Source organism: Salinibacterium sp. M195, assembly GCF_019443965.1.
In the GTDB taxonomy this organism is placed as follows: Bacteria; Actinomycetota; Actinomycetes; order Actinomycetales; family Microbacteriaceae; genus Rhodoglobus.
The window spans coordinates 204137-224850 of the sequence record NZ_CP040814.1 but is presented as its reverse complement, the minus strand read 5'-3'; the positions used below and the strand labels follow the sequence as shown (position 1 = coordinate 224850).

Annotated in this window: 20 protein-coding genes and 1 rRNA gene; 8 read left to right on the top strand and 13 right to left on the bottom strand. The window is 61.6% G+C overall.

Features of this window, described 5'->3' with window-relative positions; translation table 11 throughout:
• The first annotated feature begins 58 nt into the window (after positions 1 to 58).
• The 3 genes from rrf (at position 59) to FFT87_RS01100 (ending at position 1705) form a co-directional block, all read left to right on the top strand.
• A 5S ribosomal RNA gene (gene rrf / locus FFT87_RS01110) occupies positions 59 to 175 on the top strand.
• A 182-nt stretch (positions 176 to 357) separates the two neighbouring features.
• Positions 358 to 1179, top strand: a complete 822-nt coding sequence (locus FFT87_RS01105) for a class I SAM-dependent methyltransferase (RefSeq protein ID WP_219949555.1) — start codon at positions 358 to 360, stop codon at positions 1177 to 1179.
• A 175-nt stretch (positions 1180 to 1354) separates the two neighbouring features.
• On the top strand, positions 1355 to 1705 hold the full coding sequence (locus FFT87_RS01100) for an HPF/RaiA family ribosome-associated protein (RefSeq protein WP_219949554.1): 351 nt from the start codon (positions 1355 to 1357) through the stop codon (positions 1703 to 1705).
• Positions 1706 to 1795: 90 nt separating this feature from the next.
• Here the strand turns inward: FFT87_RS01100 and FFT87_RS01095 are convergent, their stop codons facing one another.
• The 5 genes from FFT87_RS01095 to FFT87_RS01075 all read right to left on the bottom strand — a co-directional run bounded on the left by FFT87_RS01095 (position 1796) and on the right by FFT87_RS01075 (position 6585).
• Positions 1796 to 2575, bottom strand: a complete 780-nt coding sequence (locus FFT87_RS01095; RefSeq protein WP_255559996.1) for an FAD:protein FMN transferase — start codon at positions 2573 to 2575, stop codon at positions 1796 to 1798.
• On the bottom strand, positions 2575 to 3075 hold the full coding sequence (locus tag FFT87_RS01090) for an FMN-binding protein (protein WP_219949553.1): 501 nt from the start codon (positions 3073 to 3075) through the stop codon (positions 2575 to 2577). Before FFT87_RS01090 ends, FFT87_RS01095 begins: the two co-directional genes overlap by 1 nt.
• On the bottom strand, positions 3072 to 4493 hold the full coding sequence (locus FFT87_RS01085; RefSeq protein ID WP_219949552.1) for a ferric reductase-like transmembrane domain-containing protein: 1422 nt from the start codon (positions 4491 to 4493) through the stop codon (positions 3072 to 3074). The genes FFT87_RS01090 and FFT87_RS01085 overlap by 4 nt, the downstream gene beginning before the upstream one ends.
• A 65-nt stretch (positions 4494 to 4558) precedes the next feature.
• A complete protein-coding gene (locus FFT87_RS01080; RefSeq protein ID WP_255559995.1) occupies positions 4559 to 5854 on the bottom strand; it encodes a cell wall metabolism sensor histidine kinase WalK in 1296 nt (431 codons plus the stop codon).
• A 53-nt stretch (positions 5855 to 5907) separates the two neighbouring features.
• Entirely contained in the window at positions 5908 to 6585 is a 678-nt protein-coding gene (locus tag FFT87_RS01075) for a response regulator transcription factor (protein ID WP_219949550.1), read from the bottom strand.
• An 83-nt stretch (positions 6586 to 6668) separates the two neighbouring features.
• Between FFT87_RS01075 and FFT87_RS01070 the strand changes: the two genes are divergently transcribed.
• The 5 genes from FFT87_RS01070 to FFT87_RS01050 all read left to right on the top strand — a co-directional run bounded on the left by FFT87_RS01070 (position 6669) and on the right by FFT87_RS01050 (position 12432).
• Complete coding sequence (locus tag FFT87_RS01070; protein WP_219949549.1) at positions 6669 to 7685, top strand: proline racemase family protein; 1017 nt, start codon at positions 6669 to 6671, stop codon at positions 7683 to 7685.
• Positions 7682 to 8629 (top strand): ornithine cyclodeaminase family protein, encoded by a 948-nt coding sequence (locus FFT87_RS01065; protein ID WP_219949548.1) that lies wholly within the window; start codon positions 7682 to 7684, stop codon positions 8627 to 8629. The genes FFT87_RS01070 and FFT87_RS01065 overlap by 4 nt, the downstream gene beginning before the upstream one ends.
• A gap of 50 nt (positions 8630 to 8679) precedes the next feature.
• Positions 8680 to 9312, top strand: a complete 633-nt coding sequence (locus FFT87_RS01060; RefSeq protein ID WP_255559994.1) for a GntR family transcriptional regulator — start codon at positions 8680 to 8682, stop codon at positions 9310 to 9312.
• Between the two features lie 69 nt (positions 9313 to 9381).
• On the top strand, positions 9382 to 10842 hold the full coding sequence (locus tag FFT87_RS01055; protein WP_219949546.1) for an aminopeptidase P family protein: 1461 nt from the start codon (positions 9382 to 9384) through the stop codon (positions 10840 to 10842).
• A gap of 123 nt (positions 10843 to 10965) precedes the next feature.
• Entirely contained in the window at positions 10966 to 12432 is a 1467-nt protein-coding gene (locus tag FFT87_RS01050) for a flotillin family protein (RefSeq protein WP_219949545.1), read from the top strand.
• A 131-nt stretch (positions 12433 to 12563) separates the two neighbouring features.
• Here the strand turns inward: FFT87_RS01050 and FFT87_RS01045 are convergent, their stop codons facing one another.
• The 8 genes from FFT87_RS01045 to FFT87_RS01010 all read right to left on the bottom strand — a co-directional run bounded on the left by FFT87_RS01045 (position 12564) and on the right by FFT87_RS01010 (position 20610).
• Positions 12564 to 12707: a MetS family NSS transporter small subunit gene (locus FFT87_RS01045; RefSeq protein ID WP_219949544.1), complete on the bottom strand. Its 144-nt coding sequence runs from the start codon at positions 12705 to 12707 to the stop codon at positions 12564 to 12566.
• Positions 12704 to 14287 carry a sodium-dependent transporter gene (locus tag FFT87_RS01040; RefSeq protein ID WP_219949543.1) on the bottom strand — a complete coding sequence of 528 codons (1584 nt, stop codon included), beginning with the start codon at positions 14285 to 14287 and terminating at the stop codon, positions 12704 to 12706. Before FFT87_RS01040 ends, FFT87_RS01045 begins: the two co-directional genes overlap by 4 nt.
• 162 nt (positions 14288 to 14449) lie before the next feature.
• Positions 14450 to 15523: a C45 family peptidase gene (locus FFT87_RS01035; RefSeq protein WP_219949542.1), complete on the bottom strand. Its 1074-nt coding sequence runs from the start codon at positions 15521 to 15523 to the stop codon at positions 14450 to 14452.
• On the bottom strand, positions 15520 to 16347 hold the full coding sequence (locus tag FFT87_RS01030; RefSeq protein WP_219949541.1) for an ABC transporter ATP-binding protein: 828 nt from the start codon (positions 16345 to 16347) through the stop codon (positions 15520 to 15522). Before FFT87_RS01030 ends, FFT87_RS01035 begins: the two co-directional genes overlap by 4 nt.
• The gene (locus tag FFT87_RS01025) at positions 16344 to 17141 is read right to left on the bottom strand and encodes an ABC transporter ATP-binding protein (protein WP_219949540.1); all 798 of its coding nucleotides are present in this window, start codon (positions 17139 to 17141) and stop codon (positions 16344 to 16346) included. Before FFT87_RS01025 ends, FFT87_RS01030 begins: the two co-directional genes overlap by 4 nt.
• Entirely contained in the window at positions 17141 to 17968 is an 828-nt protein-coding gene (locus FFT87_RS01020; RefSeq protein WP_010205291.1) for an ABC transporter permease, read from the bottom strand. The genes FFT87_RS01025 and FFT87_RS01020 overlap by 1 nt, the downstream gene beginning before the upstream one ends.
• Positions 17965 to 18906: an ABC transporter permease gene (locus FFT87_RS01015; RefSeq protein ID WP_219949539.1), complete on the bottom strand. Its 942-nt coding sequence runs from the start codon at positions 18904 to 18906 to the stop codon at positions 17965 to 17967. Before FFT87_RS01015 ends, FFT87_RS01020 begins: the two co-directional genes overlap by 4 nt.
• A gap of 69 nt (positions 18907 to 18975) precedes the next feature.
• Positions 18976 to 20610, bottom strand: coding sequence for an ABC transporter substrate-binding protein (locus FFT87_RS01010; protein WP_219949538.1), 1635 nt, complete (start codon positions 20608 to 20610; stop codon positions 18976 to 18978).
• Positions 20611 to 20714: the final 104 nt, after the last annotated feature.

The window sequence follows — 20714 nt, the reverse complement described above, 5'->3', positions numbered from 1 at the left end:
CTTCGGGGTAGTGTCAGAGCATGTTTCTGGCCCAGACTGATACATAAATCAATAGTGTTTCGGCGGCCATAGCGAGAGGGAAACGCCCGGTTACATTCCGAACCCGGAAGCTAAGACTCTCTGCGCCGATGGTACTGCAAGGGGGACCTTGTGGGAGAGTAGGACACCGCCGGACTTAAATTGTAAAATAGCCACACCCTTCGGGGTGTGGCTATTTTGCTTTAACCACCCAACCGCCAACACCACGAGACCGTGAGTTTGCCGACGAGGCTTCCCGCACACGCAACTCAGGACTACATTCATCGTGTGGTTCAAGGCGAACCGCAGCGTCACCATTCTTCAGACCGGCGGTGCGTCGTGGGTGTCACAGATCAAGGCTCGTTTGCACAAGAAGCTATTGCCGAGAACTATCGGCGCTACCTCCAGCCCTACCTTTTCGATCCGTGGGCCCAGCGACTCGTGAGCTCAGTGGCCCTTGCGCGAGGGCAGACCGTACTCGACGTCGCCGCTGGCACCGGCGCTGTAGCCCACGCCGCAGCATCCATCGTCGGGGCAACAGGGCGCGTCATCGCCTCCGACATCAGCAGCCCGATGTTGGCCGCGTTGACACAACCGGAGTCAAACGGATCTCGCGCCGCAATCGAAACGCTCACATGCTCGGCGACAGCGATCGAACTGCCCGACGCGTCCGTAGATGTGGTGTTTTGCCATCAAGGGCTACCCTTCATGCCCGACCGAGTGGCCGTGGCACAGGAAATGCTTCGTGTGCTGCGACCAGGGGGAATCGTTGCCGTCGCAGTCTGGGCGCTCGACGCCCCGCTCTACCCATTCGACCGATACGCAGAGTTCAGTAGGCAACGCCTGCCAGAGTCGGTCTTTGCGCGAACAATGGCGAGTGGAGCTCTCTCGATGTCGCGCGACTCCGTGGCGGCAGCGCTTGCCGGTGGCGGCTTTATCGACGTGAGTGCTTCTGAGGAGAAGTTGACGATCCGCTGGCCGTCCCCGTTTGCTGAGGCCCACGGTATCAACGGGACTCCCTTCGCTGCCGAGCTTGCTGTGCTGGCTGCGGATGCTCGAGAAGAGTTTCTTGCCGACCTCGCTTTGTGGCTCGCCGACGACAACGGCGCGGCCGTTTCGTACTCCACAACCGCCGTGTTTGGTCACGGAACCGCACCCTGAATGCCGGTCGCTCAGCGGGAGTGAGTCAGGCGCAGACTGAGACTACGGCACCGCAGCATCCGCACGGCGTACAGCTTCGCGGCGTAGCGTGATGAACGGATGTATTAGCGGCCCTCCCGCGAACTCCTCACCTCAGGGCACGCGTGCAACAATCCGCAATTGCAAGGAGGCGACCATGCAGGTCATCGTCAACACCGACAACAACATCACCCTCAGCGAAGACACCATAGCTTCAATCACGGCGGAGCTCGAGACCAAACTCGCCCACTTTAGCGCTCACCTCACGCGGCTTGAAGTTCACCTGAGCGACGAGAGCGCCGGTCGCAGCACCGGTGGCGACATCCGCTGCCAGCTTGAAGCTCGCCCCGAAAACCGAACACCCGAGCTCGCCTCCGACAACGCCTCAACGGTGGAGGCCGCGATCAACGGTGCCACCCGCAAGATGCAGCACGTGCTCGAGACGACCTTCGGTCGCGCTGACCAGCACAAGGGTGCGAGCTCCATGGGTGGTGTCGAACACCGCTAAGTCACAAGCTGTCGGGCAACGAGCTGGCGAGGCGTGCCCCCGCTACGAAAGGGGCGCCGAAGAACTGCTCCGCGGTAGCTGCAGCGAGCTTTAAGGGCTTGAAGCCAGCGAACGCAAGAGGCCCGGCGTCGTGCGCAGCGCTCCAGCAGCATCAACCGTGATGACGTCCACATCCCAACGATCGGTCACATCATCGAGCGCAATTTCTCCTCCCGCCACGATCGTTGTCGCCAAAACATCTGCCGTCACGATGTCATTCGCGACGACACTCACCTGCACGAATTGCGCCGGCTCGGTGCTACCGCCGCGCCAAATGTGGTCGCCACGCTGAGCGCTGCCCGAGGTCGCGATCGCCCGCCGCGGATGCCTCAGCTCTAAGGAACACAGGAGCTGCGCTGGGGTGGCAGGATCCGCGATCCCGGCACGCAGAATCGCAGGCGCCGGCTGCCCGGCCCGAGCAGAAACCCCGGTGGCTCCGCCGGTGGGGGAGATGAGGATGTCGCCACCAACGTTGATGCTCCACTGCGGGCATCCGGCCGCCGTCAGGTGTGCGCCAGCCTGGTCGATCGCTTCGGCCTTCACAATGCCATTGAGATCGATCGCGCCGTCAGGACGGTGCGGGCTAAAATTGCAACCAGTAGCATTGCGCCACTCAAGCGCTCGCGAATAGCTCGCGAGGAGCGGGCTGCTCGCCGCCGAGAGCAGCAACCGTCCATCCGCAATCATGCTCAGTTCGGAGTCGCGGCGGTAGAGGCTGAAGCGGTCGTCGACCTCGCGAAAGATGCGCTCGAGCGCTGCAACCTCTGACGCCCACGCTCGGGGAAGTTCGATCGACGCCACCGTTCCCATCGTCTCAAACACGTGCCGCATCAGGCACCTGCTTGATCGAGCGCTGACTGCACCGAAGAAAGGTACGCCTCCGTTGTATACGTTGCGCCACTCACATTCGACACCTGAGCAGACTGCGAGGCGAGCACTTCACTGCGCAGGATGGGGGCCGCCCGGTTGCTGATCTGCACGGAACGGCCATCGTCATCCGTCAGTTGAAGGGCCGTGACCTCGCTGATGCTGCCCGAGGCGATCGTCACCGCAACCTGTACATTTCCGAAGCGCGTGCGGATGCTCGATCCCGTGTACGTGCCATCGGCGGGCCCCGAAGTCGAAGAGGTCCCAGTAGTCGTTCCCGCAGAAGGCGGTGATGACGTGCCGGTGCTGACAGAAGTCGATCCGTTGGCGCCGTTCGTCGCCGCATCAATCGGCAGCGAGACCGAAGTGCCGTCACTCGTGGTGACACTCACTCCTGCCTGGTAGCCGACAATGAGCACGCTCGCTGATGCCAGGATGCTCCCCAAAATTGCTCGTGTTCTCACCAGTCAAACCTTTCTGCATGAATTTGATGCGGGCGGAGGCCGGCGGCGCGCACCTCCGCTTCGACGAGGTCGAGCCACGGCGTTGGCCCGCAGAGGTACACATCGGAGTCGGCCAGGTCAGGGAACGCTGTCGCGAGAGTCACTCCGCGGTCGGCATCGGCTGCCGACATCCAACTTGCCGTGTAGCGCGGGCGATGGCCGACCATCGTGTAACACGCGGCGCCTTTTGCGGCCGCGATAGCCCGGATCTCGTCCCAGTGGTACGTCTCCTCTGGTGTGCTGGCCCGCAACAGAACCGTTGCCTCGCCCGGCTCAAAGCTGGACTGCTCAAGGAGGGCTCGCACCGGAGTGACCCCGATTCCGGCCGCGATGATGGCGAATTTTGGGGAGGTGCGTGCCGCATTCGAGAACAGCCCGTATGGCCCTTCGATGCTCACCCGTGTGCCCACCGGCAGGGTGCCGAGTTGCGCACTACCCTCGCCAAGTGCGCGAACGGTGATACGTGCTGAGGTGTTGGTGGGCATCGCAGAGAGCGACAGTGGGTGCGAGTGCCACCAGGTGCGTCCTGTCCAAAAGCGCCAGATGAAGAATTGACCGCCGGATGCTCCGAGCTCGCGCAGTGCGCGCCCGCTGAACTGAATCGTGGTCACGCCGGGAGCAATCGCGGTGACCGCCGACACGCGAAGGCGGTGACGCAGGCTCGACACGATCGGTTCGGCAAACCGGAAGGTCACGATGCTGCCGATCGCCACAACGTAGAGCGCGATCCAGTAGACGCGCTGAAGGGTGCCGTCAGAGAGCACCCCGCCGACGCTGAGCTGGTGCGGAAGAGCAAACAGCACAGCCACGTAGCTGAGCAGATGAATGAGGTGCCAGCCCTCGTAACTGAACCGGCGCCGCACGGCGACGAGTGACGACACCACCACGGCAATCAGCAGTCCAAGCGCAATGAACGCAAGAGGCATGTCGGGGAGGGAAAGCATCGGACCGATTTCAACAATCGGGTTGATTCCCGTAGTCATCCCGTAGCCAATGAGTAGGAGCACTCCGTGGCCGAGCAACAAATAGAGCGCTGGCTTTCCGAGCGCGCGGTGAAGCGCGATAGCGCGGTCGTGGCCGATCGTCGCATCGATGATGGGGATGCGGGCGGCGAGCACGAGCATCACCAGAATGAAGTCAGTGCCGATGAGCCCCGCAACGATGCCAACGCTAGTAATGGTTTCGGCGACTGAGGTGAACTGGCTGGCGCCTCCCGAGGCAAGAAAGAGAGAGGCGGCGGCGGCCCCCGATGCCCATAGGGCGATCACGAGCAGGTCGGAGCGACGGCGACGGCGCGCAAGCTCGCGGCGGTACTCAGCGGTAGCGGCGGCGATTCGCGGCTGCGCGGTAACGCGACGGGTGGTGGCGTGGGTGGTCATGTTCCCACTGTGCTGTTGCTAACTATGGGAACGCCAAGAAATAGACCGCTATTGGATGAGCGAACTCACATCTTTGGCAAAGTGACGGTCACGCGCAGCCCGCTTTCGGTGTTTTCTAGCGCCGCCGTACCGTGGGCGGCCACCGCAATGGCGTGCACTAGAGCGAGCCCAAGGCCACTGCCTCCGGTTGTTGCGGTGCGGGAGTCGTCAGGGCGGGAGAAGCGGTCGAACGCGATCGGGATAAAGTTTTCGGGCATACCGGGACCGGTGTCGTGCACCTCCAACCTCAGTTGCATCGCATCCTGATGAAGCGTGGCGATGACTTCGCCGTCGGTAGCGATCGCCGCCATCGCATTCGACAGCAGGTTGTCGACGAGGCGCCCAAAGGCTTGAGCACCCAACGCGTAGCTCGTACTCTCGTTCGCAACCGCGACCGCAAACTCCACCCGCGCAGCCTTGGACACACCCAACAGCCGTGCCCGGTCGATGCTGCCCATGAATTCGTCAACGAGAACGCCAGCTGCCGTGTGCGTCTGGCTTGCGTCAGTCTCCAGCCGATTTAGCTCCAACAGATTCGAAGCCAACGACGTCAGGCGATTGACGGATGCCTCAGCCGCGGACACCTGGGCAGCAAGGGCAGCGGCGTTGCCAAAGTCGGCGTGCGCGAGCTCAAGCTGAGTTTTGAGGGCTGCCAGAGGAGTGCGCAACTCGTGCGCAGCATCCGACACCATCTGTTTTTCGCGTTCGGTGGAGGCGCGGGTGGTGGCAAGAAAGGTGTTCAGGGTTTCGGCGAGGGCGGAGATTTCATCGCGGGCGGGTCCGACCGGGAGGGTGGCTTCGGGGTCTGCGCTGAACTCTTCGGCCTTTCGGCGCAAGAGAGTGACGGGTTTCAGCGCGACACTGGCAAGGACCCAGGATGCGACAGCGAATCCGGCGAGAAGCACGATGCCCGCGATCAGCAGCACTCGGCTGAGGCCGTGGAGCGCGAGCTCGCTGGCGGCGGCACTGCGCGCTGACCACACCGTCCAGGTGCCCGAAGCCGTCGAGACCGTATCGCCAGCGACGGCGAAGGAACGTTCTTCGTCGTCCCGAAAAACGAACGTTTCGGTAGCTGGCTCGCGGTGATCGATCGCTTTTCGCACGTCGTGGGGCAACGTGTCGACCTGCACTTCTCCCGAGGGATCACGAACGTAGATGAGCACGCCGGTGCCGGGATCATCGACTTTTTCGTCAGGGTTCGCCGTGATGTCGGCGACGAAGGGAACCAAATCACTGGTAGCAAGACTGCGATCAGCATCGGTCACTATTTGCTCGACCGAGCCTCGCACGACCAGAAGCGCGAGCACCAGAAGGATTGCCACGGCGGCAACACTGCCCAAAGTTATGCGGGCACGAATAGAGAGCGCCGAGAACATCACTCCACCTCCGAGAGCGCATAGCCAACACCGCGCACGGTGGTGATCGCGAGTGCTGATTGTGTCGGCTCCAGCTTGCGGCGCAGATAGCTCACATACTGATCGACAACGTTTGCGTCAATGTGCGCGGTCGTGCCCCAGACCTCTTCCAGGATCGCGGAACGGCTGAGTGGTTCAGTGGGATGCGAGCCGAGCATCCACAGCAGCGCAAACTCTTTCGAACTCATCGGCAGGGGAGCACCGTCGACGCTAGCGCGCACGGTGGCGGCATCGAGCAGGAGATTCCCGATCCGGAGCGTTGCTTTGCTTGCGGCAGAATCCCGACGCACGAGAGCGCGGATGCGGGCGGAAAATTCGGCGAAGGCGAACGGTTTCGTGAGGTAGTCATCCGCTCCAGAGTCGAGGCCATGCACCCGGTCTTCGACGGCATCCCGAGCGGTCAGCAAGAGCACGGGCAGCGAACTGCCCTGTTCGCGGAGGTGGCGGCAGATTTCGAAGCCGGTCATTTCTGGCAGCATGACGTCGATGGCCGCAGCCGAAAAAGTGTCGTGGGCAGCCGCGATCAGCGCGTCGACGCCGTTGGTGACGAGCGTTACTTCGTAGCCGTCATCTTCGAGGCCCTGTTGAACGAGGGCGCCCATCGCGGCGTCGTCCTCCACGACAAGGATCTTGGTCATGAGGGCCAGACTACGCCCGCTCTGGTGGTTGACCACGCCGACCTGTACCATTGCAATTGCACTGAACGAAAGCGGGGCGCACAATGCCAGAACTGTACTCAACCGTCGATTACCACACCGGTGGTGAGCCGTTCCGCATCGTCGCATCGTTGCCGGTCACGATCGAAGGTAGCGGGGTCGCCGAGAAGCGCGTCTTCGCGATGCAGTCGGCCGAGATTGAGCACATCCGCCAGGTGCTCTGCTTCGAGCCACGTGGTCACGCAGACATGTACGGCGGGTTTATCGTCGAGCCTGATGACGACGGCGCTCATTTTGGCGTGCTCTTCTGGCACAAAGACGGATTCTCTACTGCCTGCGGCCACGGCACCATCGCGCTCGGGGTCTGGGCAATCGAGAGTGGTCTTGTTGCTGCCGACCCGAGCGGAATCACCGATGTCATCATCGACGTTCCCTCCGGCCGGGTGACGGCGCGAGTCCACAGCACGGGCGACCTGGTCACCTCGGTGGACTTCATCAATGTCGCCAGCTACGTGCTGGCCGAACGAGTTCCGGTCTCCACTTCGCTGGGAGACGTTGAGGTGGATGTCACTTTTGGTGGCGCGATCTACGCCCAGTTGGATGCGTCAACGGTTGGCCTCACGGTCACGCCCGACGATGCCGCTGCGGTGATTGCGATCGGGCGGGAGATCAAGTGGGCACTCAACGATTCAGTTCATGCCGTGCATCCGACCGACGACCGCTTGAGCGGAATCTACGGAACCATCGTCTTCGAATCCCTCCAGCCCACGGCTGACGGTTCAGTGCGCCAACGAAACGCGACGATCTTTGCCGACGGAGAATTGGATCGGTCGCCGTGTGGTTCAGGAACGTGCGCCCGAATTGCAACCCTCACCGCGAACGGCACGCTCCCCGACGGCGGCACCCTTGTGCACGACTCGATCGTTGGCTCGCAGTTCACCGCCATCGTGCTCGACCGCACCGAAGTTTCCGGCCACGCAGCCGTGATGCCACAAGTCACCGGGATGGCGTTCAAGACGGGCGAGCACCTCTTCAGCGTCGACCCGCGCGACACTCTCACGCCAGGATTCGTGCTTCGATGACCGTAACAACGCCCCACTACTTCGATGAGGCTGCCGTTCGTGCCGCGATCAGCCCGGCTCAAGCAGTCGAGGCAGTTCAGGATGCGCTTCGTGCGGGGTTTGACCCTGGCATGGATCATTCCCGACTGTTTGAGCAGCTCACTCACGGAGAGTTTCTGCTGATGCCCTCCGAAGTTGGGCCGAACGTCGGCATCAAGGTCATCACTGTTAATCCGGGCAACCCTGATCAGGGACTGCCGCGCATTCAGGGCCTGTACATCCTCTTTGATTCCGAAACCTTGACGCCTCGACTGTTGCTCGACGGTGCCGCACTCACGAGCATCCGCACCCCTGCAGTTTCGCTTGCGGCCACCGCCGGCGCCCTGATGCGCACCACGGAGCCGCTTCACGTGGTGATTTTTGGCGCCGGCCCGCAAGCGATCGAGCATCTTGCGACGTTGCGTGCGGTTCTTGGCGAGCAGCGACCGGTCGCCTCTGTCACGGTGGTGGTGCGCACGCTGCGCGCCGTCGACATCGCGGATGCTCATGTAGTCAAGGCCGGAACCGCGGATGTTGCTGCTGCGGTGGCACGTGCTGGGCTCATCATTTGCGCGACGACCGCCCGCACCCCCGTGTTCGACTCCGCCGACGTGCGCGCGGACGCCGTCGTTATTGCGGTCGGTTCCCATGAGGCGGATGCTCGGGAACTCGATAGTGCGCTGCTGGGCCGAGCCCAAGTCGTCGTCGAAGATGTGGCGACAGCGCTGCGGGAAGCCGGCGATGTGATCATGGCGATCGACGATGGCGCTCTTGTTTCTGGCGACCTGATTGTGATGGCTGACGTCATCCGCGGAAGCGTGAAGCTCGACGCTGAGCGCCCGGTCGTGTTCAAAAGTTCTGGCATGAGCTGGGAAGATTTGGCGATCGCGGCAGCAATCGTGGCGCCCTCCGGGGCGGCCGCGTGACCGTCGATGGCGGGACGGGGCCACCGCAGCGCCAAAGCATCCGCGAGTATGTGGCGTCCACACTCCGGGCCGCCCTCATCGCGGGCGAGTTGGTGCCGGGACGGGTTTATTCCGCGCCCACGTTGGCAAAACAGCTCGGGGTCTCAGCGACTCCCGTTCGTGAAGCCATGCTCGACCTGGTGCGTGACGGAATGGTGGATGTCGCGCCCAATACGGGCTTCCGCATTACCGCGTTGACCGCGGCAGAACTCGACAACATCGCGGAAATTCGACTCCTGCTCGAAGTGCCCATCATGGGGCAGATCGCGGCAGCCAGAAGCAGCGAACGTGACGAGCAGCTAGAACTGCTCCGGCCGCTCGTCGATTCCATGATCGAGGCCGCTGAGCGCCAAGATCTCACCCAGTATTTGGCCACGGACACACTGTTCCACACGCGCTTTCTCGCCTTGCACGGCAACGATGTTGCGGTCACGACCGTTCAACGGCTTCGCGATCGCAGCCGGCTCGATGGTTTGACCTCGGTGGCGCAAGCCGGGAACCTTGTGGAGTCAACCCGCGAGCACTACGCGATGATCGATGCCGCCCTCAGTCACGACCGCCCGGCCATGGAGCAACTCATGCGGAAACACCTCGGCCATGTGCGCACAGACTGGGCGGCTCCTTCAGCGACCTCCGACGCCTAGACCTAACCCCCACCATCCGTGAAGCGGAGCCATCGTGCGGCCGCCGGCAATTCAACGAAAGTTAGTCCCATGAGCTTGAGCCCAGATTCACACCAGCACCCCGCGCCCGCGACGTCAATGCCCCGCCCGACAAAGGGCGATCCGCGACTACCGCAACTTCGTGAAGCCACCGGTTTTGTCGAATTCATCGAGACCGGGTGGGCAACTCCCGACCGCACGCCGGATACCGTTCCCGGGATCGCTGCGGCGACGGCGGCGCACCGCGCCCGCCTGAGCCCGGCATTTGTCGGCAGAACAGTTGTCCTAGCTGGCGGCAAGGCGCCGGTTCGCGTCAACGACAACTACTACGGGTTCCGCCCGGACAGTAACTTTTTCTGGCTGAGCGGATGCACGGCAGAAGAAGCCGTCTTGGTGATGAGTCCCGCTGGCGCTAGCCATGACGCAACCCTGTTCATCCCAGCACCGGCCTATCCTGGAGAAGCAGATTTCTTTGCGGATGCCGCCCATGGAGAACTGTGGGTTGGTTCCGCACCCGGGATGCCCGAGTGGACGGCGGCGCTCGAGATCGAGACGCGGCCCCTCGCTGAGCTTGAAGGCGCCCTGGCGCGCGCGACGGACATCGCCCTCGGCGGGTCACTTCTCGGGGCGAATCCGCTGCTCCACTCGATCTCGGTTTCCCAGGATCTTGGCCGCATCCTTGCCGAATTACGCATGATCAAAGATGACTGGGAGATTTCCGAACTTCGTGGTACCGTCAACAGCACCATCGACGGCTTCAAGGCTGTCGCCCGCGAAATTCCCGAGGCCATCAGGTTTGGTGGCGAGCGTTGGCTTCAGGGCACGTTCGATCGTCACGCCCGCACGGTAGGAAACGGCACCGGTTACACCACCATCGTTGGCAGTGGGGCAAACGCTCCCGTGCTGCACTGGGTGCGCTGCGACGGACCCGTGCGCGAAAATGATGCGCTCCTGCTCGACATGGGAGTCGAAGCTCGCTCGCTTTACACGGCAGACATCACCCGCACCTTGCCAACATCCGGAACTTTTTCGGCGGCACAACGTCAAGCCCATGACCTCGTCGAGAAGGCACACCGCGCAGGTCTCGCCGCTGTCGGTCCAGGCAAGCTGTTCAGTGGTTTCCACAGTGCCGCGCTCGAAGTCATTGCCACCGGTCTGCACGACTGGGGAATGCTGCCGGTGTCCGTCGATGAGGCGCTCAGCCCGCAGGGTCAACATCACCGCCGCTACATTGTCTGTGGCATCGGGCACCACCTCGGTCTCGACGTTCACGACTGCGCGAAGTCGAGCTATGAGGCCTACCAAGGTGCGCCCATGGAACCAGGAATGGTGATGGCGGTCGAGCCCGGACTCTACTTCCACGCCTGGGACAACACGGTTCCGCCAGAACTCCGCGGCCTTGGGGTGCGGATCGAAGACAACGTTCTCGTCACCGAAACCGGCACTGAGGTACTGTCTGAAGCGCTCCCCATTACGGCAGACGGCATCGAAGAATGGATGCGCGCGCTCTAGCCCTCGCGGTCTTCTCGGAGGCGGCATCCGAACTCGCACTGTTTCTTCACTAGTCGGTTCACCGAAGTACGTGCAGACCAGCGACAATGGGAGTAGATCGCTCATTTTTTGAAAGGTGCATATATGGATATCTTCGCCACCGGCGGACTCGTTCTCCTCATTGGAATCGGGGTGGTCGTTCTTGTTGTTCTTTTCCTGGTGATGCTCTTGATCGCTCGAGCTTGGTACAAGGTTGCTCGTGCCGATGAAGCCCTCGTTGTTTCTGGTCGCTCACAAAAAGATGGCAACGGCAACGATTCCGCGGTCACCGTCATTGTCAACGGCAAGGCTCTGGTCAACCCGATCACGCAGCGCCATGAAACGATTTCGCTGCGTTCGCGCCAGGTTTCGATGACGGCAGAGGCGCAGTCGGCAGACAACGTCACGCTTCAGGTCGAAGCGGTTGCGATCGTGAAGATCGGCTCAGACGCGAACCTTGTGCGCCGGGCTGCAGAACGGTTTGCTTCGCAGGACAGCGCAATCGAGCAGTTCACGACCGAGCAGCTCGAAGGTGCTCTTCGTGGTGTTGTTGCAACGCTCTCCGTCGTTGAACTCATGCGTGAGCGCAAGAAGTTCTCCGACCAGATCGCGACGGATGTTTCCACCGAGCTTTCGGAGCAGGGACTGATTCTTGACTCTTTCCAGATCAAGGGAATCGGCGACAAGGTTGGCTACATCCAGTCGCTCGGAACCCCGCAGATTGAGTCGAAGCGTCGTGAAGCAGAGCTCGCCACGGCTGACGCGAACCGCGAAATCTCCAAGCGCAACATCACCGTTGCTGAGGCAAACCTGATCGAGCAAACTGCGCTCGACAAGAACACCGCAGACTCGAAGGCTGAAGTTGGCAAGGCTAACGCCGAAGCCGAGCAGGCCGAAGCACTGGCTCGTGCCACGGCCGAGCAAGGCGTTCTCCAGCAGCGTGCCGAGAACCGTCAGGCAGAGCTCGACGCCGACGTGAAGCGTGTTGCCGATGCCAACCTGTACAAGGCTCAGAAGGATGCCGACTCCGACGCCTACCGCCTCGTCAAGGGTGCAGAAGCTCAGGCACAGATCGCGGCCGTTGAAGCAGAAGCCGTGCGCGTTCGCGCTGCAGCCGACGCGGATGCCGTTCGACTCTCCGGTGAAGCTCGTGCAGCAAGCATCGAGGCAGAAGCCGCGGCTCTCGCCAAGCACCAGGATGCACTCCTCGCGCAGCGTGCGCTCGAATCCCTCCCGCTCGTCATGGAACAGTGGGCCAAGGGTTACGGCCAGATCGGTTCTGTCACCGTTATCGGTGGCAGCGGATCAAGCGCAGCAGACACCATCGGAAACGAAAGTTCAATCGCCCTGCGTAGCTCCTTCGAGTCGATCAAGGCCGCAACCGGTCTCGACCTTGCGTCGATCATTCAGGGCCGCGCCGTCGGTCAGGCTGTTGGTGAGGGTGCTCGCAGTACCTCGAACACCAGCGTGAACCAGAGCGTCGGCGACAGCACTCTGGCTGCCAAGCTCGCCGAAGTAGCGCTCAGCGAGACTTCCGCCGGTGCCGCTGAGGGCAGCGATACCTCCGAATAAACGCAGTACGGCAAAGGGCGGGCATCCACTACGGATGCCCGCCCTTCTGCATGTTACGGGGCTGGAGACTGTGGCAGCACGAGAGCCTGACGCGACGAACGCGAGCCAGAGCGCCAGCTGCTCAGCGACAGCTAGTCGTCGTCGCTGACGAGTTCTGATCCCTCGGGATACTCGTCGAGCTGCGGTTTGCGGGCAAGGAAGATGATGCTCGCGATGAGCCCGCCCCAGACCAGCACGGCGGCGATGATGAAGAAAGTGATGGCGATGCCGCTCATTTCTTGAGCTCCTTCAGTGCTTGGGGGCTAGGCCACGGGGTGAAATCATCCGGATCGTGCTTCCAGCGCAGCGCCGTCATGGTGATGGCGCCGATCAGAATCACCGCAACGGTTCCCCAGCCGGCCACAGCCAGGTACCACAGCGGGTAGCCCTCGTAGCCTTCGGTGACGAGCACAATGATGCGCTGGATGAGCATATAAAGCAGCACGATCGGGGCGAGAACACCGACGAGGATTTGCCAGATTGGTCCGACCTTGAAGGTGGAGACGGCATTCAGGTGGCCGGCCAATTCTGGGCCCTTACGGAAAACCCAGATCACGAGAATCGTGGACGCAATCGCGGCAACGACGATGCCAATATTGTTCGCCCACTGGTCGACCGTGTCGAGAGTGATTAGGCCAGTCGTGGTGGAGAACAGCAGCACCGAAACAATCGCCAGCGCGGAACCGACGCGAATCGAGGCCTGGCGTGCGGTGATCCCGAACTTATCTTGGAACGCGGATGACACGACCTGAAGCACTGACAGCAGCGACGTGAATCCGGCCATCACGAGCGAACCGAAGAACAGGGCGCCGAAGAGTGGCCCTCCGGGCATCTGCGAAACGATAGCGGGGAACGTGATGAACGAAAGACCGACACCGGTGATGCCTTCGAGTTCGTCGACACCCACGCCCTGCTGGAATGCGAAAAAGCCGAGGGTGGCGAAGACGCCGATACCAGCGATGATCTCGAATGATGAGTTCGCGAACGCGACTACCAGTGCCGGCGCTGTGACGTTCGCTTTGCGACTGCGGTACGAGGAGTAGGTGATCATGATGCCGAAGGCGATTGACAGCGAGAAGAAGATCTGGCTGTAGGCCGCAATCCACACGTTGGGGTCGCCGAGGGCTGAGAAGTCTGGGGTGAACAGAGCATCCAAACCGGTCATCGCGCCGTCGAGGAACAGAGCGCGAATCACGAGGATCAGGAAGGCGACTACGAGCAACGGCAAGAAGATCACGTTGGCGCGCTGCACGCCCTTGGCAATTCCCGAGCCGAGGACGGCGAGAACGGCAACCCACACGAGAACGAGCGGGATAAGCACAGCGGGCACGAACTGCGAACTGAAACCGGGCTCTGAAGTCTGCAGGAACTCGGTGACGAAGAATCCCTGAGTGTCGTCGCCCCAGCGCAGGTCGAAGCTGAACGTGAAGTAGCTTGCCGCCCACGCGACGACAGCCGCGTAGTAGACGGCGATGACAATGCAGATCCAGACCTGAAACCAGCCGAGGGACTCTAGCCACTTGCCCGCTTTGCCACCGAGGCGACGGAACGCAGTCGGTGCTGAACCGCGAAAGCGGTGCCCGATCGCATAGTCGAGAAAGAGAATCGGGATGCCGGCCGTGACCAAAGCAATCAGATAGGGGATGAGGAATGCCCCGCCACCATTCTCGTACGCAACCCCGGGGAAACGCCAAATGTTGCCGAGGCCCACGGCGGAGCCGATGGCCGACAGGATGAAGCCGAGCTGGCCTGACCACTGTTCGCGTGGGCGCGAGGCGACCGATCCGTGTTCTCCCGATTTTTGCTGCACCGACACAGTCGCTCCTCTGCGTGAAGGCCACCGGAATGGCCGTTCCCTGGGGCCGTCCCGAATGCGTGGCCCGCTACCCCTCAATGGGGTGTACTCACGTTAACACTCGACGGTGCTCGATTGCGACATGTGACGGCTTTCGGCTGCGCTGGAAAATGTGCGCCGACGTTAGCGCGCGGCGACCATTCTGGTGCTTTCCGCGGTGGAAGCATCGCGAGGAGAACCCCGGGAGACGGTGATTGCGCGTGCAGTGGCATCCAATGTGATCGTGGCCAAAGTCATCCACCGGTCGCCAAACACCGCCCCGATTGCAGGCACGCAACAAAGTTGTGCTTCGTCGCCTGGTTCGGAGAGGAGGTAGGGGATGAGGTCGATTGCGGCGCTAGGGAGAGGGTGGGCCGCGGCCCGGTCGACAAGAACGTCGTAACGCGCTTGCGTGTCAGGGTCGTAGAGACCAAGCTTCTCGCCTTGGCTGAGCTTGGGGTCAACGAAGTGATTCGTGTGAATGAGCACGCCATTGGTGGGGAGCAGCACGGCCGCGCCGTCAGGGCTGAGCTCGACGATCACGGCACCTTCGGGGCTAACCACGGTAATAGCGCTCGACGTGCTGACGGGCGCGGAGCGAAGGATCTCGATTGCTTCGAGCAGCGTCGATGCCTCGGCGAGCACGCGGGCTGCGACGAGGTGCACCGGAACACCATCGGTGCGATCAGCGGTGTGACCGAGAATGTTGAGCATGATGCCGACTCCCGCATCATTGATGCCGATCTTTCCGAGGATTCCGTGCTCGGTCAGGCCGACGAATGTGCGCGGCGTTCCCGAGACTTCGTGCAGGTGCCAGCAGTCAGCAAGATCGTCGTGCCAGTCCCACGTCTGCGCGCCGACGGGATTCTCGCCAGCGTTGACGATGGTCGAGCATTCGCCGGGTTTGGTTCCGACCGCTTGCGAGAGGATCTCGGTTCGGGCGTTGATAGCCGCAATTTTCCAGAGCGGTATTTCGCTGCCTTCGGCAAGGCCTCTCAGTTCCTCTGCCAGGGAGTGGCTCCAGCTTTCGGTCGCAATGACCGCTTGTTCGGCATATTTTTGCACGTCGTCGCGGCTGATCTTGGATGCTTCGAAGAGCTCAAGGTAGATCGCGATGCCCTTCTGCAGGGTGTCGGCGATTGCCACGCCGCGAGAGAGTCCACGGTGGAAGGCATCCGCTGAATCGATCCGAATGATCTCGGGTGTGGTGCGACTCATGATGCGATCTCTTCTCGGAGTTTTTGGATCATTCCGCGCTGGGGTTTCCAACCGGGGCGAGGAGCACAGGCCAGAAGGAGCTGGGTGTATGGATGTTGCGGGTTGGTGAGCACTTCGGCAGTTGTTCCGCGCTCGACGATCTGCCCGCGGCGCATCACGACGACCTGGTCGGCAATCAACTGCACTACAGAAAGATCGTGGGTGATGAAGAGGTAGGTCAGGTTCTGCGATTGGCGTAGCTCTGCCAAGAGTTCGAGAATCTGAGCTTGAACGGTCACGTCGAGTGCTGCGACAGATTCGTCGAGAACGATCACGGCGGGATTGGCGGCTAGTGCGCGCGCAATCGCTACTCGCTGCTTTTGGCCTCCCGACAGCTCACTGGGCAATGCGTCGAGGAATCGTTCCTCGAGTCCCACGAGGGTGAACAATTCGATGCAGCGTGCTCGTCGTTCGGCTCGGCTAAGCCGAGAGTGGGCTTTGAGCACCTCGTCCACGGCAACGCGCACGGGCAGCCTGCGGTTGAGAGAGCTTTGGGGATCCTGGAAAACCATTTGGATGTCGCGGGCTCGGCGACGCAGTTCGCGACGGTTTGCGCGCGCGGCGACCGGCTTGCCGCTCACGGTCACCGTGCCCGAGTCTGGCGTTTCGAGCCCCACGATGATGCGCGCGAGCGTGGTCTTGCCCGAACCTGATTCGCCGACGACGGCCAGGCACGAACCTTTGTCGACGCTCAGGGTGACGTTATCGAGCGCCTTCACATGCTGTTTTGCTCCGGTGTGAAACGTCTTGGTGAGGGCTTCGACGGTGATTTCTGGAGTGGTCATGATGTGGCCTCGCCTTCCGGGGTCCAGGTGAGCCCGGCGGGCCGCGATTCCATTAGGGCTCGGGTGTACGGATGCTGCGGGTTGTCGCGCAATTGTTCCGGTAGTCCGATTTCCACAATTTCACCGTCTTTCATCACAGCGATCCGGTCGCAGACCGCTGCGGCTAGGTCGAGGTCATGGGTGACGAACAGCATGGCCATTCCGAGCTCATGACGGCATTCGTCGAGGATGGCCATCACCTCTGCTTGGGTGGTGACGTCCAGTGCAGTGGTGGGTTCGTCGGCGAGCATCAGTCGTGGCCTGCCCGCAATTGCGCCGGCGATGACGACGCGTTGGAGCATGCCGCCCGAGAGTTGGTGCGGGTAGGAGCGCAGCACACGATCAACGGTATCGATGCCGACTTGTTCGAGCAGTTCACCGGCTCGAATCTTGGCGGTCTTCGCTGGCTGCCCTTGGGCGTCGTGCATTCCCTCGATGAGATACCGCTCAACAGGAAGCACCGGGTTCAACACGGCGTGCGGATTCTGGGCGATCATCGAAACGTCATTGGCCCGCATCCGGCGGAGTGCTTCACCGGTGAGTCCTCGAACGTCGACATCATCAAAAGTGATCGTGCCGGTGACCTGCGAGCCGGCGGGTTCGATCTGCAGGATGGAGCGTAGGGTCATGGACTTACCACTTCCCGATTCGCCAACCAGGCCGACGGCTTCGCCCGCTGCTACGGCAAGGGATACGTCGCGCAAAATCTGCAGGTCTGGCCCGATGGTGAGCGAGAGGTTCTCAATGTTAAGCATCAGGCTTTCCTCCCTGCGGCGGCACGGCCACCGAGTCGTTCTCCGACGTAACCGAAGGCTGCCACGGTGATGACAATGCTGAGTCCAGCGAGAACACTCTCTGCGGGGTAACCGTTCAAGAGTGACTGCTGTCCGCTTGACACCATGAGCCCCCAGTCGGCTTCCGGCGGTTGCACGCCGAGGCCGAGGAATGACAGCGCTGCGAGCTCGATCATCGCGAACCCGAAGTTGATGGTGGCGCCGGTCACGATGAGCGGGGCGACGTTCGGCAACAGGTGTCTGCCCGTGATCACAATCCCGGGGATGCCCTGTAATTCGGGGGAGCGGATATAGGGGAGGTTGCGTTCGCGCATCGCCATACTGCGAACCACGCGAGCGGAGTACGGAATGTACGCCACCGACAGTGCCAGCGCCGCTGTCGTGAGGCTGGGACCAAAGACCGCAATGGCGAGCATCGCGAGCAGGAGGTTCGGAAAAGCGAAGAGCAGATCGAGAACTCGGCTGAGGAACGAGTCCACGATGCCGCCCCACCAGACTGCCGTGAGAGCGATAAGGGTTCCGAAGACGGCCGTGATCCCCACGACGATGAGGGGACCAGTCAAGCTGGAACGTGCACCCCACAGCAGTCGAGAGAAGATGTCGCGGCCGGCCTGATCGGTTCCAAACAGGTGCTCGAAGGACATGCCTTGGTAGCGCTGGGTGACCGATCCAATGGTCGGATCGTAGGGGGCGATGAGCGGCGCAAAGAGCGCACCAAGCACCACGACGGCGATGACGCCACAGGCGATGAGGCCGAGGGCGCCCATCCGTTCAGCAAATTGTTTCATCGGGTTGTCTCCACTTTCACTCGCGGATCGATGGAGGCATAGAAGAGGTCAACGAGAAGGTTGATGATGCCGAACGCTGCGACTAGCACAATGGCAATTGCTTGCACCACGGCGAAGTCTTTTCGCTGCACGGCGTGCACCAGAAGCGTGCCGATGCCATCCAGAGTGAAGGCGTACTCGACAACAAACGAGCCGGCAATCAGCCCGGCGATGTGAACACCCACGATGGTGCTCACGGGGAGCATTGAGTTGCGGATGACGTGGCGTCGCATGACGAGGCTTTCGGCAACTCCGCGAGCACGAGCCATCACTGAATGTTCGGAGTCACGTTCCTCGCGAATGGAGGTGCGGGTGATGCGTGCCACGACGGCGGATGACGGCAGAGCTAGTGCGAATGCGGGAAGCGTGAGGTGCCATACGCGGTCGAAGAATCCTTCTCCGGAGCCGAAGACGGGAAACCAGCCGAGCCCGACGCTGAAGATGCTCATCAGGATGAGGGCGGCGAAGAAGGTGGGGATGGCGAAGCCCAGGTTGGAACCCAAGAGGATGATCTTGTCGACAACGCCACCGCGCGTACCCGCAACGATGCCCATGCCGATGCCCAGCACGATGATGATGATTGCGGCGAGCGTGACCAGCATCAGTGTGGTCGGTAGTCGACCGGCGAGCAGCTCGCCGACATCCTGCTGGTTAGCGAGGGAGCGGCCGAAGTCGCCATGCAACACGTTGGTGAGCCAGTTCCAGAACCGCACGAGGAATGGGTCATCGAGAGAATACTGTTCGCGGATGGCCGCGAGAACTTCTGGGCTTACCGTTCGTCCTTGAACGAGAAAGTTTTCGGGGCTTCCCGGCGCCGCATACATCGCGGCAAAAACGAGAAAGCTTGACGCGATGAGCACCCCGACGAGGGCGGCTAAGCGTCGCAATATGAAAGTCACTGGATGAGCCGTTTCCTTAGAGACGAAAGCCGGGGGCCGTGTGCGAACACAGCGGCCCCCGGGAGTGAGCTATTCGCCCGAAGCGCCGAGGTCGGCAGCCCAGGGGTAGTAGAGATACACGAAGGATGCGGGAGCACCCGTGACGCGGTCATTCATGAACAGTCGCACTGCAGGATCGACGATCGGGATCCACGGGAGATCTTCCATCGCCGCAGCCTGCGCCTCGTTCACGAGTTCAGCGCGCTCGCCGTCGTCTTCGGTGGCAGCGGCTTCGTCCAGCACCGAGTCAATTGTCGAGTTGCTGTACTCGTTGTAGTTCTGAGATCCACCGGTTCCCACGATTCCGCGGAGGAACGCGAGCGGGTCAGGAACATCCATGTAGTTGTAGGTGACAAACGCGTCGTGTCCTTCGCGTGCGGCGGGATCGGAGAAGAACGCTCCGAATTGTGCGCTTGGCACGCCTGCTGGCTCAACGGTGAGTCCAATGGCGCGGGCGCCGTTGGAGATTTCCGAGATGATGTCGGCGTAGTAGGTGCGCTCTGAGGGGTAGACAATCTTGATCGGTTCGGTCAGGTCGACCGTGGCGTCTTTCAGAACTTCTTTGGCGCCTTCGATGTCGGTTGTTGTCGGTGCGAGTTCTTCGCGACCATCAGTGAACTCGCTGTCGCCGTAGGCCCACCCGTTGTTGGGAATGAGTGAACGTGATGCGCTCGCGGTGCCTTCGAAGACGGTAGCCGCGATGGCGTCACGGTCGGTGGCCATCATGAGTGCTTGACGAACGGCGGGATCAGCGAAGACTCCGTTTCCGATGCCGATGATGGCTACCAGCTGCAGTGAGTTGCCGAGGTAGAGGCTTCCTTCGGTGGAGCTCTGAAGTGACTTCAAGGCGCCGAGGGGCACGTCGTAGGAGCCGTCGATTGCGCCAGTGTCGAGTGCGGTGGCGATGGCTGCTGCGTCAACGATGAAGTTGATATCGACCTGAGCGGACTGAGCCTGCTTGTCGCTGTTCCAATAGTTGTCGTTCTTGATCAACGAGATCGACTGACCTTGATCCCAGTCTCCAACGGAGAATGGTCCGGTGCACATGACCTTGCCGGTCGGGTTTCCAAAGGACTCGCCAGCGGCTTCACGGAAGTCTTGCTGAATGACGGTGCCGACGGGCGTGACCATGTAGGAGTTGAACGCTGCGTCAGGCTTTGTAAGCGTGACGGTGACTTCCCAGTCAGCGGTCTTCTCAATGGAGGCGATGTTGCCAACAAGCCCTCCGGCCCAGTAGCTTCCTTCGTCGGCGTTTTGGTGACGACTCAGGCTGTAGACGACATCATCGGCGGTCATTTCTTGGCCGTCCCAGAACTCAACGCCCTGGCGAATTGTGTAGATGTAGGTCAGGTTGTCTGGGGTATCAACCTTTTCGGCCAGTCCCGGCTCGATGGTGAAGTCGGGCTGGAGCTGCATGAGACCTTCACACAGGTTTGCCACGACAGTGTTCTCTGCGTAGTTGAACGATTTGATGGGGTCGAGCGAGGCTGGCTCGCCAAACGGGAGGTTCCATGTCACCAGGTCGAGCTCGCCGGTGGCGGCGGGGGTGAGGGTGAGGAGGTCGTTTGTGTCGACCCCGGCTGTCGTGTCGTTGCCTGCGCCTGAAGCGCAGCCGGTCAGTGCAATGGCCAGAATACTGGCGATCGCGATTGCTTGTTTCTTCATTGAATATTGCTCCTAGGTAGGTGACACCTGAACGCCAAGATGCATGCTGTGTGGGAAAACCTAGTTGACCAAAACGTTTTGGTGGGGAAATGCCCAAAACGTTT